General features: G+C 43.2%; 10 protein-coding genes. 3 read left to right on the top strand and 7 right to left on the bottom strand.

The window, feature by feature from the left end:
* Positions 1-162: 162 nt before the first annotated feature.
* The 7 genes from ACRQ5D_RS30950 to ACRQ5D_RS30920 form a co-directional block, all read right to left on the bottom strand.
* Positions 163-870 (bottom strand): hypothetical protein, encoded by a 708-nt coding sequence (locus ACRQ5D_RS30950; RefSeq protein WP_432327673.1) that lies wholly within the window; start codon positions 868-870, stop codon positions 163-165.
* Complete coding sequence (locus ACRQ5D_RS30945; protein ID WP_432327671.1) at positions 816-1289, bottom strand: zinc finger domain-containing protein; 474 nt, start codon at positions 1287-1289, stop codon at positions 816-818. The genes ACRQ5D_RS30950 and ACRQ5D_RS30945 overlap by 55 nt, the downstream gene beginning before the upstream one ends.
* Positions 1290-1321: 32 nt before the next feature.
* The gene (locus ACRQ5D_RS30940; protein ID WP_091163364.1) at positions 1322-2437 is read right to left on the bottom strand and encodes an SPFH domain-containing protein; all 1116 of its coding nucleotides are present in this window, start codon (positions 2435-2437) and stop codon (positions 1322-1324) included.
* Between the two features lie 165 nt (positions 2438-2602).
* The gene (locus tag ACRQ5D_RS30935) at positions 2603-2959 is read right to left on the bottom strand and encodes a RagB/SusD family nutrient uptake outer membrane protein (RefSeq protein ID WP_432327669.1); all 357 of its coding nucleotides are present in this window, start codon (positions 2957-2959) and stop codon (positions 2603-2605) included.
* A complete protein-coding gene (locus tag ACRQ5D_RS30930; RefSeq protein WP_432327667.1) occupies positions 2916-4478 on the bottom strand; it encodes a RagB/SusD family nutrient uptake outer membrane protein in 1563 nt (520 codons plus the stop codon). The genes ACRQ5D_RS30935 and ACRQ5D_RS30930 overlap by 44 nt, the downstream gene beginning before the upstream one ends.
* 16 nt (positions 4479-4494) lie before the next feature.
* Complete coding sequence (locus ACRQ5D_RS30925; protein ID WP_091163366.1) at positions 4495-7662, bottom strand: SusC/RagA family TonB-linked outer membrane protein; 3168 nt, start codon at positions 7660-7662, stop codon at positions 4495-4497.
* A gap of 807 nt (positions 7663-8469) precedes the next feature.
* Positions 8470-10335 carry a 7TM diverse intracellular signaling domain-containing protein gene (locus ACRQ5D_RS30920; RefSeq protein WP_431200904.1) on the bottom strand — a complete coding sequence of 622 codons (1866 nt, stop codon included), beginning with the start codon at positions 10333-10335 and terminating at the stop codon, positions 8470-8472.
* A 258-nt stretch (positions 10336-10593) separates the two neighbouring features.
* Here ACRQ5D_RS30920 and ACRQ5D_RS30915 point away from each other — a divergent pair, with 258 nt between their 5' ends.
* The 3 genes from ACRQ5D_RS30915 to ACRQ5D_RS30905 all read left to right on the top strand — a co-directional run bounded on the left by ACRQ5D_RS30915 (position 10594) and on the right by ACRQ5D_RS30905 (position 18136).
* Positions 10594-14019, top strand: a complete 3426-nt coding sequence (locus ACRQ5D_RS30915) for a ligand-binding sensor domain-containing protein (protein ID WP_431198710.1) — start codon at positions 10594-10596, stop codon at positions 14017-14019.
* On the top strand, positions 13983-14747 hold the full coding sequence (locus ACRQ5D_RS30910) for a response regulator (protein WP_431200903.1): 765 nt from the start codon (positions 13983-13985) through the stop codon (positions 14745-14747). The genes ACRQ5D_RS30915 and ACRQ5D_RS30910 overlap by 37 nt, the downstream gene beginning before the upstream one ends.
* Before the next feature lie 374 nt (positions 14748-15121).
* On the top strand, positions 15122-18136 hold the full coding sequence (locus ACRQ5D_RS30905; RefSeq protein WP_091163368.1) for a SusC/RagA family TonB-linked outer membrane protein: 3015 nt from the start codon (positions 15122-15124) through the stop codon (positions 18134-18136).
* Positions 18137-18142 lie beyond the last annotated feature (6 nt).

The raw sequence follows: 18142 nt of genomic DNA, 5'->3' as shown, positions 1-18142 counted from the left end.
GTTCGAAAAAGCTTGTTAAAAATGTAGAGACGCATCGCATGCGTCTCCCACATGCAGATTACGATAGGCAAGCGCTGTGTAAAGGAAGCTTGCCCTATGGGAGACGCAATTATGCATCTCTACGTAAAATGATTGGGGACTTTGTGTTTTAGGGTAGCTTTTCTACGCGGGATGAGCGTTTTGATATAGGATCACCCCAATTATTATCAAGGTTATTACAAGTAGCACGGCCAGGATAATCTTAATGACGCTTACCGGGCGCTGGCCGATAACTTCACCGGTGCTGGCATTAACTGTAAATTGATAAATCTTGTTATTGTAGTTATAGGCACTTACCCAAACCGGTAACATCAGGTATTTTATAGCTTTATCAAAATATTGGGTGTCGGTGCTGTCGATTCTTTGCTCGTCTCCGCCTATGTCGTCCCGTATTGCCGAATTTATCGCTCCAACAGTTTGTTCGGCCGCTTTAGTAAAACCTTGTTCCGGGCCTAACTGGTAAGTTTCGGAACGGAAACCGCTCATATAACGTTCATCAAACTTAACCAGCATATTAAAGTTCCATGGGCCGAGTTTGGTAAGCGTTTTTTCGGGCAATGAGTTGCTGGCGGGGACCATCAAATCGCGAAAATCACATTCCACCCTTCCTGATGCATATGACCAATCAGTATGGCGTACCTGCCTGGTTCTGGTCTGCGATTTCCCGTCTACGGTTTCAGTATACGTTTCGGTGGTGTAGTAGTAATCGCCGCGCTCACCGCTATAATCGGTGATGGTGTAGGTATCATAAGTCCAGTGAGGGAGGTAAACACCTTTTAGCGCCGATGACGCATCACTAACTTTTTTGCCAGATCGTTTGGCGCCCACCACAAGCTTTTAAGCCATTTTTTGAAAAAATCAACACCCTGTTGTTGGGTAACGGCAAATGGCAAAATATAATGAGGCGGCACATATTGCTGTCCGCTTTCAAGGTCCAAAACCAGGGGAGCTGTACAAAACGGGCATTTATCCGAGGTTACAAACTGATCGAGGATGGTTTGAGAGCCGCAGCTTTTACAATTCACTACCTTAAGATCGGCACTTTGTTTATTGTTGTCAATACCGGCGACAAATTCGTCATAATCATAAGGTAGAATATCGCGGCTGTCGGGGGCACTTTCAATGGCGTTGCTCACGCCACAGTAATCACACAGCAAATTATGGGTGCCGGGATTAAAGTGCAATAACGCCCCACAGCCCGAACAGTTTAAAGAGTTGTTTATAGCCGATGGGTTAACCTCGTTGTTCATTTCAGAAATATAGAATTAGGAATGATTATAGGTTAGGCTATTGGTGGAGGGACGTTACTAAATAATTCGGCTATTTCCTCAACAGATGATGCTACAGCCCAGGCAGCCATGCCTTTTTTCCAAACCATACTTTCCCTGCTTAGCTGCCCGCTGGCTATCATCGCATTGATGTCGTTTAATGAATGCGGACCGTCAGATTTGCCGTCTTTCGCAATATAGTACTGAACAGCGGGCTGGGGTGGAGGAGGCGGTACATTGCCACCGGTATTGTTGGGAGTAACCTGATTTTGCTGAAAGATATTGCCAACCTGGCCCATCATCGCAGCGCCAACACCAAGGCCCATACCGGCAGCACCTAAATTACCGCCTATGGTATTTTCGGCAGATTTTTCAATAGCATTGGCAGCCTGGAATTGTGCATAAGCGCCGAGATTACCCAATATGCCCATTTCGCTGCGTTTATCCAGCACCTGCTCAACTTCGGGTGGCAGGGAGATATTTTCGACTAATAGTTTGGTTAGGTTTAAACCAAGCTCAGCGAAATCGGGTTGGATAGATTCTGTTATGAATTTGCCCATTTCGTTGTAGTTGGCTGTCAGGTCAAGCACGTTTATCTTTGATTCGGCTACGGCATCCATCCCCCGCGAAACAACCGTGTTCCGCAACTGCTCATTGATATCGTCAATGATGAAATCGGGATTAGTGGCGGCGATTTCCTTAATAAATACTTTGGGGTCCAGAACCTTAAAGTTAAACGAACCAAATGCCCTCAGCCGCACCGGCCCAAATTCAGCATCGCGGATCATTACCGGGTTTTTGGTACCCCATTTTTGATTGGTGAACTGACGCAGGCTTACGAAGAATATATCAACCTTAAACGGGCTTTCAAAGCCATATTTCCAGCTCATTAAGGTGGTTAAAAGGGGCATATTCTGAGTTTGGAGCTCATAAGTACCGGGAGTAAATACATCGGCGATGAGTCCCTCGTTCATGAAAAGAGCGGCCTGCGATTCGCGAACAATAAGTTTTGCACCCATCTTTATAGCATTATCATGGCGCGGAAATTTCCATACAAGCGTATTTTGGGTGGTATCAACCCACTCTATTACATCTATAAATTCGTTACGAAGGATATTGAACAGGCCCATATTTTTTTGATATCAGGTTTAAATAATGATTAAATATGTGAAAAAAACAAATAGGTGAATGCGCCCACTGCTAATTATTTTATGTTTTTAAATCTGCATAAAATAAAAAACCGGACACTAATCAATTGACTAATGCCCGGCTCAAATGTTACAAAATGAACTAAATTAAGGAACGATCTTATCAAGCGGCGGGATATTGGTTTCAGCACCAGCGTATCCTTTACTTTGATTGATGTGACCATTTACGTTCAGGTCGATCTCGCTTTGCGGGACAGGCCACAGCACGTGATATGGTGAAATAGTATAGTGGTTACCCGAGTTGGTTACAACATTAGGGTTTTTGTAAAAATCGTTCTTCTCCATTATCCTGTCGTAAAAGAAGTTGCTTGTTGAAAAATTAGCTATGTTATAGCTTTTTCCGTTATAAGCGGCAATTCCTGTTTGCGCAAAAATGAAAGCGATACGGGTAAGCTCGGTTTTACGTGGCTCCTCCCAATACAGTTCTCTTTGGCGTCTCGTCAAGTATAGTGCCGATATTAACTTTGCCCGGATCTGTTAACAACTGTGCATTTGCACGTGCCCTTACTTTGTTGATATCATCCATAGCAAGTGCGGTTTGGCCTTTCCATACGTAGGCTTCGGCACGCAACAGGTAGGTTTCGGCTAAGCGAAAAACATACCAGTCGGTGTTGGTACCACGCGGAGGGCTCCACCATTTATCAAGCGCAATAGGGCCCGAGCCTATGAACACTTTGTAATGCGGCCAGCCAAACCAGGCGCGGATGGTATCTTTTGCTCCATTTAGGAAGCGTTGATTTACGTTAGCATCAGTATACTGTTCCAAATGTTTACCGTACCAGGTAGGGTCGGAAGTTTTAATTGCAGGACTGTTGTAAACCAGGTCAGTCATGTTCATCCAGTTGCCGGGTGCATGCCTTAAGTCTGTATTATCTGTCCAAATGTACTTGGTAGCATAAGGTGTACCACGTAAACGGCCAATACCACGGCCATACCATAAAGTAAGCGGGAACTCTTCGGTTACTTTATCCGAGATACCCGGCTTTAATGCACCCGGAGTAAGAATAGTACCGTTATGCCACATCGGCACGCAGTTCCTCATCACCTGCGATCCGTTTGGTGTTGCTCCGTCAAGTGTTTCGCGGTCAAGCACTACGTATAAAGCTTCGGCATTGGTTCCCAGCGCTTTGTTTTCAGGCCTGTGAAGGTCCCAGATGATGTTTTTAGAAGCATCGCCGGCAACAATACCAAAACGGCTGGTCATAAGGTGATATGGGCCGTTAATAGCAACGTTGGCGGCTGCAATGGCATCATCAAATAAACCAAGTGCCAGATCAACTTTAGCTAAAAGGTGGGCAGCACCGCCTTTGGAGATGTCGCCTTTAGCGTTCGCATCGGTAAGGTTAGCTACGGCGAACTCCAGGTCTGTTTTCATTTGCTTTAGGATAACGATACGCTGGGTACTGAAGTAGCCGGTGTTTACCGCAGTTTCTTCTTTTAGCAGCAATGGCACATCGCCAAACTCATGCACTAAACGATAGTAGCGGTAAGCACGATGAAATAAGGCTGTCGCTTTTACCAGGTTTTTATCGGCGTCTGACGGCCATTTAATGTTATCCAGCCTCGATAAAATAACGTTACAGTCATGTATCCCCTGGTACCAGGCGCTCCAGTAGCGGCCTATCTTGTTATAGTCGTCGCTGTTTAAGTTTGCGGTAGGGGTGATCCGCGCGTTCAGATCCTGTGCCGGCGTGGTTTTATCGGTAGTACCTTCAACTGCGGCATCAGTAAATATCGATTCGGTAAGCAACGGGGCCGAGTCGCCAAAGTATTCAAATCTGACGCTTACATTTAATGTAGCCAAAGCTGCTTTAAATGCAGCAGGTGAGGTATAAGTTACGTCGGGTGTAAATTTTGAAGGTGCCTGCGGATACAGATCGGCCCGCTTGGTACAACCCCCGGTTATAAATATGGTTACCGCTGTTAAAGCCGCAGCCATGATGTTTTTGTTTATCTTGTTCATGTATTAAATCCCTCCTTTAAAAAACTACGTTAAACCCGGCTGATAAATATCTTGGAGTAGGACCGCCGTTTTGCGGATCCCAAAGCGGCCAGCTTGAAAACACAGCTGCATTGCTTGCGTTCACAAATAATTTGGCGCTTGATATGCCCAGGCGTTTGATGAGCTGCGGACTGAAAGTGTAGCCGATAGAAGCGGTTTGCAGCCTTACAAACGAAGCTTTACGCCAAACATTAATGGTTGTGCCTGATGAACCTGAGTTTAAACGGGCGTAATCATCAATCTCGTTATCAGGTGTCCAGTAAGGCAATACGTATGAGTTCATACGCGCAAAGCCTACGCTGCCCGGGTTGTTTAAAGCCTGGTTGTATTGCCTTAACTGACCAATGCTTGATACCAGCAGGAATGATACATCGAAATGTTTAAGGAAATTAAAATCATTGCGTAACGACCAGCTGAAGCGTGGATTGGTAGAGCCCAGAAATTGCTTATCGTCGTTGGTGAATTTAAAATCGCCGTTTACATCCTGCAGTTTAAAATCACCGGGTTTAGCGCCGTATTTAGCTGCTTCAGTAGCATCTGCGGTTTTCCAAACACCCAGGATCCTGTAATCCCAAACAGCGTTGATATCGTGACCAATGAACCAGCCGTTGCCGATATCATCTTTTTCAACATTGGTGGTAACGCCGTTGGCATCGGTAACCGGGAATGCACCATACAGGTGAACAATTTTGTTGCGGTTTAAGAAAAATGTTCCGCTGGCATTCCAGTTAAAGTTTTCGCTTTTGATGACCTTGCCGTCCAATGAAATTTCAAACCCTTTATTGTTAACCTGGCCGATGTTGGTATACGGGTTTGAGTTATTAGTACCACCTGGTAAAATGTTTAATGAATTGTAACCCTGAACGTCAAGGATACTGCGTTTAACCAGCAGGTCGGTAGTTTTACGATCATAAACATCAATAGAGCCGCTAAGCCTGTTGTGCAATACGGTGAAATCAAGCCCGATGTTGGGGCCCACGGTGCGTTCCCATTTTAAGGCAGCGTTTTGTAAGGTACTTACATAGATACCGCTGTTGTTAGTAACCGTACCCGAGTTGTTTGCCGTGGGATATTTAACGCCACCCAATACAGCCAATGAGATAGAAGGATCGGCGGTAGTAGTAGAAGTACGGTTACCGTTAGCGCCATAGCTGAAACGTAGTTTGCCATAATCCAGCCATTTAAAAGCATCACCTTTCATGAAGCTTTCATCACTGAATACCCAGGCAATTGCTCCAGAAGGGTATACCTCGCGTGGATGCTGCAAGCCAAATGCGGAGAAACCGTCGCGGCGTACAGTGGCGGTAACAATGTACTTGCCCAACAAGGTGTAGTTGATCCTGCCCATGATGGCATCGGCATTATAAATTCGGTCATCGCTGCTTTCAACAGGTAAATTACCGGCGCCTATGTTGTGGTAACCCAAAATATCGGTTGGGGTTAACTGTGTGTTTGAAGCATTGGTATACCAGGTTTGGTATTTTTCTTTGTTAAGCAGGAAGGTTGCATCAAAGCTATGGATGCCAAATGTTTTGTTCCAGCTTAAAATATTATCAAGGTTGTACCTGTAGCGGTTTTCTTGCGAGCGTATAGCTGTACCTCCAGAAAGTTCATTAGGGTTAGCTACCGGGCGGAAAAAGAAGTTCCGGTACGATTCGATGGTTGGCGCATAATTCACCGTATACTTAATACCGAAAGGAAGATCCAAACGGGCAAAAAGTACCGAGAACAGCGTGTTTTGAACCGCTACGTTTTGATTATAGCGGTTGCCGAGAAATGGGTTACGCTGGTTCAAACCGCTGTCATCGGTATCGATACGGCGTAATGAGCCATCGGCATTGTACACATCTCCATAAGGAGATGAGTTAATGATCTGCGTCCAGTCGGCTTCGGTAGCGTCAATACCCTGACCACTCAGCGGGGTGCTGGCTGCACCTTCATCGCGGCTTGCAAACTGCGCATTTACACCAAGGGTTAAAAATTTAGCAGCCTTACCTTCCAGGTTTACGCGGAAACGTCCGTCGGTATACTGGCCGCCCTGGATCAGGTTCTGGTTTTTGGTGTAGTTGCCCGATACATAATATTTAACGGTTTCTGAACTTCCCGAAAAGCTGCCGGTATAATCCTGGCGGAAGCCATTGCGGAAAATCAGTTTTGACCAGTCGGTCATTTTACCAGCCTGGTAGTTGGCAATCTCGTTAGGGAATAAGCCCAAACGTTGCAGCCAGATGGTAGTTGGGTCGCCTGTAGCACCATTGAGGAACTGGGCAAGCGTTACACCATCGGGCAGTTTGTTAGGGTTGCTGTAATAGTAATAAGGATTTGAAGTATTAGAACTGCGGGCACCGTCGGCACGCCAGTTAAGAAAGCCGTCGCCGGTGTAATATTTTTGATTTTGCAATAGTTGAGCGATACCAAAGTTGGCATTCAAGGTGATTTGGGTGCCGCCTTTTTTACCTTTTTTAGTGGTAATGGCTACAACGCCGCCAGCAGATTGAGCACCGTATACAGCAAGTGCGCTTGGGTCGCGCAGTACATCAACGCGGTCGATATCGTTAGGGTTGATATCAGCCAGCTGGCCGGGATAAATAACACCATCCAATACGATAACAGGCTGTACGTTGCCCGAAAGAGAGGCTTTACCCCTGATCTGCAGGTCGCCTGTACCGCCGCCTTTGGCTGAGGTATTCAATGCAACCGATATCCCCGGGATGTTACCCCTGATAATGTCTGTAGCACTGGCCGGGTGTTCATTTTCCAATTTCTCGGCCTTAACACTGCTGATGGCACCGGTAACATCTTTAACGGCACGTGTGCCGTAACCTATAACTACAACTTCTTCCAACTGTTTGTTGGCATCGGCCAGTGTTACATCAATTGTTGTGCGTCCATTAACTGGCTGCTCTTGTGTGGCCGAACCCACAAAGCTGAAAACGAGTATAGCGTTGCTGTTGGCTGTGATAGAATAGCTGCCTTTTAAATCAGTAACTGTTACCGCACCTGTCGACTTGTTTTTTACAGTAGCGCCAGGTATTGGCAGACCCTGGCTGTCTTTAACAATACCTTTCACGGCAATGTCCTGTGCGAACGTGCGTGTTAGTATTGTAATAAGTAAAACAAAAATTAGCGTAATTTTTTTCTTCATAATTAATTGCTGTTTAATTGGTTAAGCAGCCCATGGCTGCCGGAACGGGCTATAGGCAAACCTGGTTTACACCATAGCGATGCAGGTAAATAACTGCTATGCAATCTTTACTTCATATAAGCGATTTGTTGGTTAAGCGTATTACTAATTGGTATTTGGTGGGGTAAATGTAACGCGGAATAAACCAATAATGCAATAGTTTGATTGTGTGTAAGTTATTGATTTTAAGATGTTTAAATCAATTTTGATACGTTTTGATAACGAGGAACTCAAACGTTGAAGTGGCGTATTTACAGCAGGTTACACCCGGTTTGTTTTTGCAGCTGATACGCTTGATGAACAAGAAAAAAAGTGAAAATAATTTAAAAAATGACAAAGGAGGAGATCGGGGAGATGGTTAATACTTGTTTTATAATGATAAAAATGAGGTTTTCACGCTATGAGGGTCCTCTGCGAGCTTGGGTTAACGCACAAAACTAATAGCAAATGGCTATTGCCAATCGACTGATTAGCGTAGGTTGAACCCCCTCTGGGTTTCGTAAAAGTGGGGAAGGATATTTCTACAAACCTTTTCCCGCTCTGGGTGACTAATAAACAAACATTAATTGAGATGTACTGACAGGTGGTGCACCAGAGGTGCAAAAGGTTTGCAGCTTCCAGTTCCAGTGGTAATCCTTTGCCCAGAGGGGCAAAACAAGGAGCTTTGCTGAATAAATCATCGTCGGCCACAACGGCGTCGTGTTTATAGCAAATATGGAGTATGTTTTAGCGCGTAGGTGCCTTCTATCGATATTCAGAAAGTTTACCTCACATCACCAACACCGTCCAGCCTTGCTGATCATTCTTCTTTCGTGATTTTTTCTTTTCATGCAACACTTTTTTTATGCGGATGGCGTAAGTCCAGCAGGTGCTTTGGCGGATATCGAGCTTTTCGGAAAGCTGGTGCGATGATATCGTGCCGTTAGTACTGTAAATAAGATAGGTTAGATAAAAAGCCTTATTGATAGGGATGCGGCTGTTTTGAAATATGGTATTATGCAGCGCTGATTCTTCATAACTGCATTTGGTACAGCGGCGGCTGTGCGGCAACCTTCCGGCACAATATGTTGTATTTGAGCAGCGGGTACAAATAAAGCCGTCTTTCCATTTTAAAGCCGACAGGAATTTAAAACAGGTTTCCTGGTCGGGATACTTTGCGCTGAATTCTTCATAGCCCAACTCTGTAGATAACGCGCGTGATTCGGTAACCTTTTCAATGTTTGTTTTGAGCTGAACATTATCTTTTTCAAGCAAGACATTCATTCTTAATATTTCACCAGCCTGCTTTTCCAACTGCTGGTTGGCCCGTAACAATTCTCTGTTTTGGTTTTCGATGATCTGGCTTTGTTGCCTCACCTCGTTTGATTTTTCAACCAGTTCGTGTGTACGGATTTCAACCTGGCGCTCCAATTCCTCATTTATCGAATCCTTCAACTGGCTGTTCAATTGCATTTGCCGTATGGTTTCTTCATGGGCTGCATCCTTCTCTTTCCGCAGGATCCTTACCTGGTCGCCAATGGCAAATGATAACAGTACCATCTCAATAATAAAACAAAAGCTGAGGCTATAGTAACTTATAGGAGCTGGTAAAAAGTAAGTATAACCAAGAGCGGTAAGAGCTTTAACTATAAAGCCCACAAACAAAATGGAGTAGGCCAGCACAAAAAAGCGGGCCGGCTTGTAACCGTTTTTATAGATATACACACCGGTAGCAAAAGCCAGCGATAGCGGAATCACTTCAACAAACTTATATACAAACAGCGAATTGTTGAAGAAAAGGCAATACAGAAAATAGGTGGTGCGCAGCAATATCACACAATTGATTATCCTGTTTAATTGCGGAGCTTTTGTTTTAACCTGCAATAACTCCTTGCTGAATATCAGGGCACAAATACTGGTAAAATATAGGGCAGTGCCGTTCCCGTAATTATTTAAAGCCGGCGCTCCCGGCCATAAATATTGGAACGCGATACCATCGGCACTCATTTCGTAAAGGCCTACGCTTAAAATGTAAAATACGTAGTACAGGTATTGTTTCTTTTTAACCGCAAGGAACATGAGTAGGTTATGGAAACAAAAAATAAGGATCATGCCATAAAACAGGCCGTAGGTTAAGTATTCGTTAAGCGCATAATGAATAAAGTAATTAATGGTACGGTAAACTATAATAACATTTACCGCATTGTGCGATTTGATCCTGAAATAATAAGTATGATAACCAGGTTTGGTATCTCCGATCTGAAACTCAAAGTTTTTATGATGAAAAAGCCTGCTGTTGAAATTAAGGCTAGCGCCCGATTCACTTTTGATATAGTTACCTGCCGCATCAGGCATATAAGCCGTTACCTCATCGGTTGTTTGATCAAACAGCTCAATAATGCTGTTGTTGTTTACAGGTTCGCTAAAGTACATCCGCACGCGAAACCAGTAAGCAGAGTTTTTATAGTGATTGCTGGGATAGTATGAGCTGTTTTCGTTAAAAGAGGAGCTTATTTCCTGTATATCCCGGAAAGTTAGCTTGCCGGTGCTATCCTGCAGGTATTTTACCTCGTTAAGGGTAAACTTATGTTGCTGAACACTTTTATCAACCCGGAGTATATTTTGAGCACGAGAAGTAAGTGCCCATAGGCATATAAAAAAACAAATAAATACTTAGTCAATGCAGGTAAATGTTTAATCAAATGTTTTCAATAAGTAGTGTAGCTTGCAATAATTTAAAATGCATAATTATTGCATTCTCCCATTTTTTGGGATGACGGCCATACACAATAATGTTTATTAAGAACAGGTTTATAATATCCCAAATATAATTAATTGTTAATTATTTGTCGTTGCTGGTTGCTCTATTTTCTTTATGTTTTCTGACACGCTTTTGATGGATTGTAATTCACGATGTATCAAAATAGGATAAAATTTGCGAATGAAAGCCTGCTACATTTTGATACCTTTGGCAACAACCAGTTATTAATTACGGCGGATGTTTCAGCAATTAAAGGCCTTTTTGCTCATTTTTTTATATGCTATTCTTTAGCAGCCATAGCAAAAGGCCCTGGTTTCCCGGTTAGGTATTTAGGTATTGAAGATGGCCTTTCAAACAATGCGGTAACCTGTATTACGCAGGATAAATATGGCTTTATGTGGATGGGAACTTATGACGGCCTCAACCGGTATGACGGCTACACATTTAAAGTCTTCCGGAACATCTGGGGCGATAAAAACTCGCTCGTCAATAATCACATTAAATCCATTAATGCCAGCGGCGGGCGAATATACGTGGGAACCGAAAAAGGACTCATGTATTTTGATTATGCCGACTCACGCTTTCACGCGCTTTATTGTTATAATGAAAAGCATGAGCCCATTAAAATTGGGTTTAATATCAATGAGATAGTCTCCGACCGGTCGGGCAATATTTTCGCGACCAATGGTACATACGGCTTCCTAAAATTTGGGAAAACAGATACCATTGGCAAAGAGATCCTGTATGATGTCAAAAAACAACAGTTTAATACAATTGCTGCCCAGATGGATACGCAGGGCACTATCTGGATTCTGGTAAACGGGGTTGGGCTTGGCAGGTACGATGCAGCGGCTGAAAAGATAAAAATTGTATCCCAAGAACTGGCATATGCAGGTTGTATGACCATTGATGGAAAAGGTAAAATTATTGCAGGCGCAGGTAATGAATTATGGATGTATGATCCTGTCACCTTGAAAACTACGCGGCTGGAGAACGGGCTTAACAAAGTGACCAACAACAATATTTTCAGCCTCACCACAACTAGAAACGGCGATATCTGGGTTGCAACCAATGGGGGAGGGATTAAAGTTTGGAACCCGGAGACCAATACGCTCATCTATATCAATGCAGGCGAAACACCTAACAGCTTACGGAGCGATGCTGTTGATGCTGTTTATGAGGATGATGAATCCCGGATCTGGATAGCAACCTTACGGGGTGGCGTGAACATTATTGACCGTAAACCGGCCTCATTTCATGTGTTCGCGCATGATGCTTTTAATAAAAACAGTGTTATCAATAATTTTATCCTGTCGTTTTGCGAAGATAAGCAGCATAATGTATGGATTGGCACTGACGGCGGCGGGTTAAATTACTGGAACACGAAAACAAATACGTTTACTGCCTATGTACACCAAAATATTCCGGGATCTATCAGCAGTAATTTTGTTGTAAGTATTTTAAACGACTATACCAATAAGATTTGGGTGGCAACCTTTAATGGTGGCATTGATGCGTTTGATAATGCAACCGGCCGGTTTAAACATTATAGCTGTTATAACCCGGTAGATAAAAAAGAAGAACGGAATTTTTGGAAGCTTTATGAAGATTCGCAGCACCGTTTGTGGGCAGGCAGTACCTGGGGAGGGGCATTGTTTTTGTACAACCGAGCCAAAGATCAGTTTGAACTTTTTGATAACAGCCTGGTAAATCTCCACGCGCTTTTTGAAGATCACAGAGGTAATTTGTGGGCGGGAAATTATAGTCGTCTCATCAAAATAGATGTTCAGCATAAAAAACACCAGGTTTATTTTGTCGGCCAGGCCATCAGGGCTATCACCGAAGATAATAAACGCAATTTATGGATTGGTACCGAAGGCGGAGGGCTGCTTCAATATAATACCGACACCCATCAGTATAAAAGATATACCGAATCGGCAGGGTTACCGAGCAATACTGTACTGAATATATTGGTTGATAACAGCGGGAATTTATGGTGCAGTACTTATAACGGCCTTTCTAACTTTAATGTAACAACGGAAAAGATCACCAATTACAACGCATCTGATGGATTACAAAGTAACCAGTTTAATTACAACGCGGCCCTAAAACTGGCATCAGGCAAAATGTTGTTCGGCGGTATAAAAGGGTTTAATTTGTTCTCGCCTGATAGTATTGCTCCTTACGCGCACCAGCCCCGGCTCATGCTTTCTGATTTTAAAATAAACAATGTATCAATTGAACTCGATAGTGCCTATGGCCTAAAACTGCCGTTAAATGAATTAAAGAAAGTAACTATCCCGTTTAGCCAGGCTACGCTGAACATCAGTTACACAGCGCTTGAATATTCATTTCCCGAAAAGATCTCCTACGCCTATTACCTTGAGGGCTGGGACCATGGCTGGAACTATGTAGGCAAAATAAAGTCGGCCTATTTTTCGCGTCTCAATGAAGGCTCCTATACACTGAAAATCAGGGCTACCAATACGGAAGGGCAGTGGACAGCGCCACCCATTACCATTAAAATTATTGTTTTGCCACCATGGTACCGCACCTGGTGGGCCTATGTAATTTACCTGTCATTAATAGTTGCTATAGGTTACGCGTTTTACAGGTACAGATTAAACCAGGCCAGGCTCAGGTTTAAGGTAAAGCTGGCCAACCTGCAGGTGGAGAAAGAAAAGGAGCTCAACGAAAAGAAGCTGACTTTCTTTACCAATGTATCGCATGAGTTCAGGACTCCGTTAACGCTTATTATTAACCCTATAAAGGACCTCCTTAATCAAAGTAAAGGCAATACCGAAGAGTTGAGCACGATATACCGCAACGCACGCCGTTTGCTGGGGTTGGTTGATCATTTGCTCCTTTTCAGAAAAACCGAAAGTGAAAATGCGTCGCTTAAAGTGAGCAGGTTAAATTTTGTTACTTTATGTAATGAGGTTTATTCGTGCTTTATTCAGCAAGCCAAAATTAAACACCTTAATTATACCCTCGCAGGTGGAGCAGATGCCATTGAAGTATACTGCGACCTGGAAAAGATAGAAATAGCCTTATTTAACCTTATTTCAAACGCTATAAAATTTACTCCGGATAAGGGGATTATCCACGTTGTAATTGAACAGGACGATGTTTATGTATATTTTAAGGTAATTGATAATGGTATAGGCATAAATACCGAAGCGGGCGACAGGCTGTTTGATAAATTTTACCAGGCAAAGGATAAAAATTATTTCCGCAAGGGTTTTGGCATAGGCTTATACCTGGTTAAGGTTTTTATAGAAAGTCATAAAGGTAATATCCGCTACTCTAATAATCCCGATGGGGGGACAACTTTCGTGCTTGCGTTGCCAAAGGGCAAATCACATTTTTCGGAGGATGTTATTGCTGACGATGTTGTGCCAGATTACACTTACGTAAATGACCTTATTGGCGAAGATAACAAGGATGTTATGCCGGAAGATGAGGACTTGGCGGCATTGGAACTCTTCAGTTCGGCGCGGCATACGCTTATCGTGATTGATGATAATGATCAGATCCGTTCATACATCAAAAAATTTTTACGCCGGGCTATAACGTAATCGAGGCACAGGACGGTACTACTGGCCTCGAACTTATCAAGAAGCATATTCCCGACGTAATTATAAGCGATATTGTAATGGACGGCATTAGCGGACTTGACCTGTGCCGGATTGTTAAGGAAGATCAGGCTATAAACCATATCCCTGTTATCCTATTAACCGGGGACACTACGCCTGATATTATGCTTAGAAGTATAGATGAGGGAGCCATTGATTTTTTACGCAAACCATTTGATAAAGAATTGCTGATAGCCCGGGTAAAAAGTGTATTGCGCAATAAAACCGAGCTCCAAAACTATTTTTATAAGGAAGTTACCAAGAAAAGTACCGGCCGTAGCATCTCCCAGGAAAACAAAGACTTTCTGAATAACTGTATTTCGGTAATTGAGCATTATTTTACCGACGATAAGTTCGATGTATACGTGCTGGCTAAAGAGATCGGCATCAGCTATGCAACGTTATTTAAACGTCTTAAAAACATCACGGGGCAATCGGTCAATAACTTTATCCGGTTTGTGCGCCTGCGCAAAGCTGCCGAATTATTGATCCAAACCAATTGTAATGTCAACGAAGCCGCTTTCCAGGTTGGCTTTAGTGATGTGAAATATTTTCGCGAACAATTCTTCAAACAGTACGGCATCAACCCGTCTGATTTTATCAAAAAGCACCGCGCCAATTTTCAAATTTCGTATCGACTGAACGAGTTCGAAAAAAGCTCTTCCAAATAGCCCGCCTTTATTAGGATGATATTCCATCACTCTGAAAGCTTGCTGAAATAAAATAAAAGTGAATTTGACACTTATTTTCTCGTGTATTCTACAGAAATCATCAAAAAGGCGTGTTTTTGTATGTTTTGACCCCGGTAATTTATAGTTTTACCCCTCTCTCGTAATGCCAAATTACGCTTATTTCGTTCCAACCGACAGGCAATAATCAGTACCAATATTTTATTGCCGGCAATTCATAAACTAAAAATTAATGCAATGAAAGTTTCAAAAATGCGCAACCGGGCAGCTTTTGCCATGGTGTTAAACCAGCCTGGATAGGCTCAGTTACCGCCCAAAATTCCAAATTAAATGAACCCTATAAACCAAATTAAATTATGAAATATAGATTTACTCTCTTAAAAAGTTTTTCCGTATTGCTTTTAATGATGATGCTCACAGGCATTGCTCAGCTGGCAAGCGCGCAAACAAAAATTAATGTAAAAGGTGTTGTAAAAGATGCCACCGGCAATGTGTTGCCCGGTGCAACTGTAAACATCCAGGGCACAACCCAATCAACCACAACCGATGTTAATGGCGCTTTTAAAATGGAAGTTGCCGAAGGCTCAACGTTAAAGATCTCTTTTGTGAGCATGATAACCAAATTCATTGAGGTTACAAAAAATACCACCACACTAAATATCGTACTTGAAGATAGTAACAAGCAGCTTAATGAAGTTGTAGTAGTAGGTTACGGTACGCAAAAACGATCGGACGTTACCGGCTCTGTTACAACGGTGCCTAAGTCCCGCTTGTCGCAGTTGCCTGTTACAAACGTTTTGCAGGCCGTAGAGGGAGCGGTTGCCGGGGTAACTGTAACCACATCATCCTCAATTCCTGGTCGCCAGCCTTCAGTTACGGTTAGGGGGCAAAACTCTATCTCGGCTGCTTCTGGCCCTTTTGTGGTAGTTGATGGTATCCCGCTTACCAAAAGTGGAGGATCACTTAATGATATTAACCCCAACGATATTGCATCAATGGAGATCCTTAAAGATGCTTCCGCCGTTGCTATTTATGGTGCTAACGGCTCGCAGGGCGTTATCCTGATCACTACAAAACGTGGTACTACTGGTAAACCTGTAATTCGTTACAATGGATATGCCGGCTATGAAAATCTGGGGCATATACTTGAACCACGTGGTCCGGCCTCATTTACCCAGAAGTTCCTTGATTATGAGTCGCAAAACCACTTAACCCAGCAATTTCCCGAGCCGGTGTATAATAACTCTGAAAGGGCTAACTACGCTGCCGGCCGCACTATTGATTGGGTAAAAGAAGTTACCCAGCAAGGCTTTATGCAGGATCACAACCTGAGTGTAACAGGCGGTACCCCTGATGTTAAATACTTTTTATCAGGCGATTACCTAAAACAAAAAGGTGTGATAAAAGGCTATCAGTATAACCGTGCAAGCGTACGTTCAAACTTGGATGTAAACGTAACCAGCTATCTGAGTGTAGGCGCCAATTTGTATTTCGCCAATAATAATTATGATGGCGGCAGGGCAAACTTACTCAACGCTACAGCCATGAGCCCCTATGGTAACATATATAATGCTGATGGCACTTATGCCATTTACCCAATGGCCCCCGAACAGCTATATGTTAATCCTCTGCTTGGTTTAACTACCGACCAGATAAACCGAAGCGTGAATATAAGCGGCAACGGCTATGCCGAAGTAAAATTTGGCGGTGTACTCAAAGGTTTAAAATACCGCTTAAATGCCGGGTATACTTACCTGCCTACCCGTGTAGACGGCTATAGCGGCCGTTTGGCTAATACACCTTTAGGTTCGGCAACCGCGGTAAGTTCCGAAACAAATAGCTACACGCTGGATAATCTGTTGCTTTATACCCGCGATTTTGGTAAGCACCGGATCGATTTCACCGGCTTATACAGTGCTCAACAACGTAAATATTTCATTTCGGGAATAGCCGGTACTGGTTATATAAACGACGAACTGTCATTTAACCAGATTGGTATTGGCGCAACAGTATCAGGTGCAAGTGTAAATGGCTTTTCAGGGAGCTATTCAGACAGATATGCGCTTAATTCGCAAATGGCCAGGTTGAATTATTCATATGACAGCAGATATCTGGTAACCCTGACCGTAAGGCGCGACGGTTCATCAGTATTTGGTGCCAATACTTCCAAATATGGCTGGTTCCCGGTTGCAGCCCTTGGTTGGAATGTAAGTAATGAAGATTTTCTCAAAAACTCCAAACTGATCAATAGCTTAAAGCTTAGGGCATCATATGGTAAAACAGGTAACGAGGCTGTAAGTGTTTACAGAACCATTACATCGGATGGTACGGTAAGGTTTCCTTTTAATGGGGTAAGCACCGTAGGCATACAAGCAAGCAACCTTGGTAATGGCAACCTGCACTGGGAGAGCACTAATCAGGCTAATATCGCGGCCGACTTTTCTGTGTTAAATAGCAGAATCAGCGGTACCGTGGAATATTATGATTCAAGAACAACCGGGCTATTGTTAAACCGTGCACTACCAACCATTACCGGTTACAACCAGGTTGTTGATAACATAGGTAAGGTAGCAAATAAAGGTATCGAGGTAACGCTAAATACCCGCAATATTGATGGCAAAGATTTTAGATGGGAAAGCACTATTGTGTTTGCAGCTAATAAAAATAGAGTTGTTGCCCTTTATGGCGATGGCAAAGATGATATTGGCAACAAATGGTTTATTGGCAAACCTATCAATGTAATATATGATTATAAAATGACCGGTGTTTGGCAAACAGGTGAAGATCCCTCCAAGCAGGATCCCGTTGCTAAGCCGGGGGATTTGAAATTTGCCGATATTAACGGCGATGGTAAAATTACTGCCGATGGTGACAGGGTAATATTGGGACAGCAGGACCCTAAATGGACGGGCGGTTTAACCAACACATTTCATTATAAGAATTTCAACCTAAGCATCTTTGTACAAACGGCACAGGGCATGTTAAAAAATAACGCCGATTTAAATTATGCCGACGAATCGGGCAGAAGAAATACGCCTGCCGCGGTTGGTTACTGGACACCAACTAATAATAGCAACGACTTTCAGTCATTAACTTATACCAACACGCGTGGTTATGGTTATCCGCGTAATGCCAGTTACACCCGTATTAAAGATGTGACTTTTAGTTACGTAGTTCCTCAAAGATTGCTTGATAAAGCAGGCATAAGCGGTTTAACCTTTTATTTAAGCGGTAGAAACCTGAAAACGTTTACAAACTGGATAGGATGGGACCCTGAGGCCAATTACTCAACCCGCGGATCGGGCGATTGGGTAAATAATTATCCACAAACCCGTACAATCATTTTAGGTGCTAATATTTCTTTAAAATAACTAACC

Origin of the sequence: Mucilaginibacter sp. P25, assembly GCF_050859465.1 — a bacterium.
GTDB classification, from domain to species: domain Bacteria; phylum Bacteroidota; class Bacteroidia; order Sphingobacteriales; family Sphingobacteriaceae; genus Mucilaginibacter; species Mucilaginibacter gossypii.
Note: the sequence above shows the minus strand (reverse complement) of the source record. Positions and strands in the feature narration are given on the sequence as shown.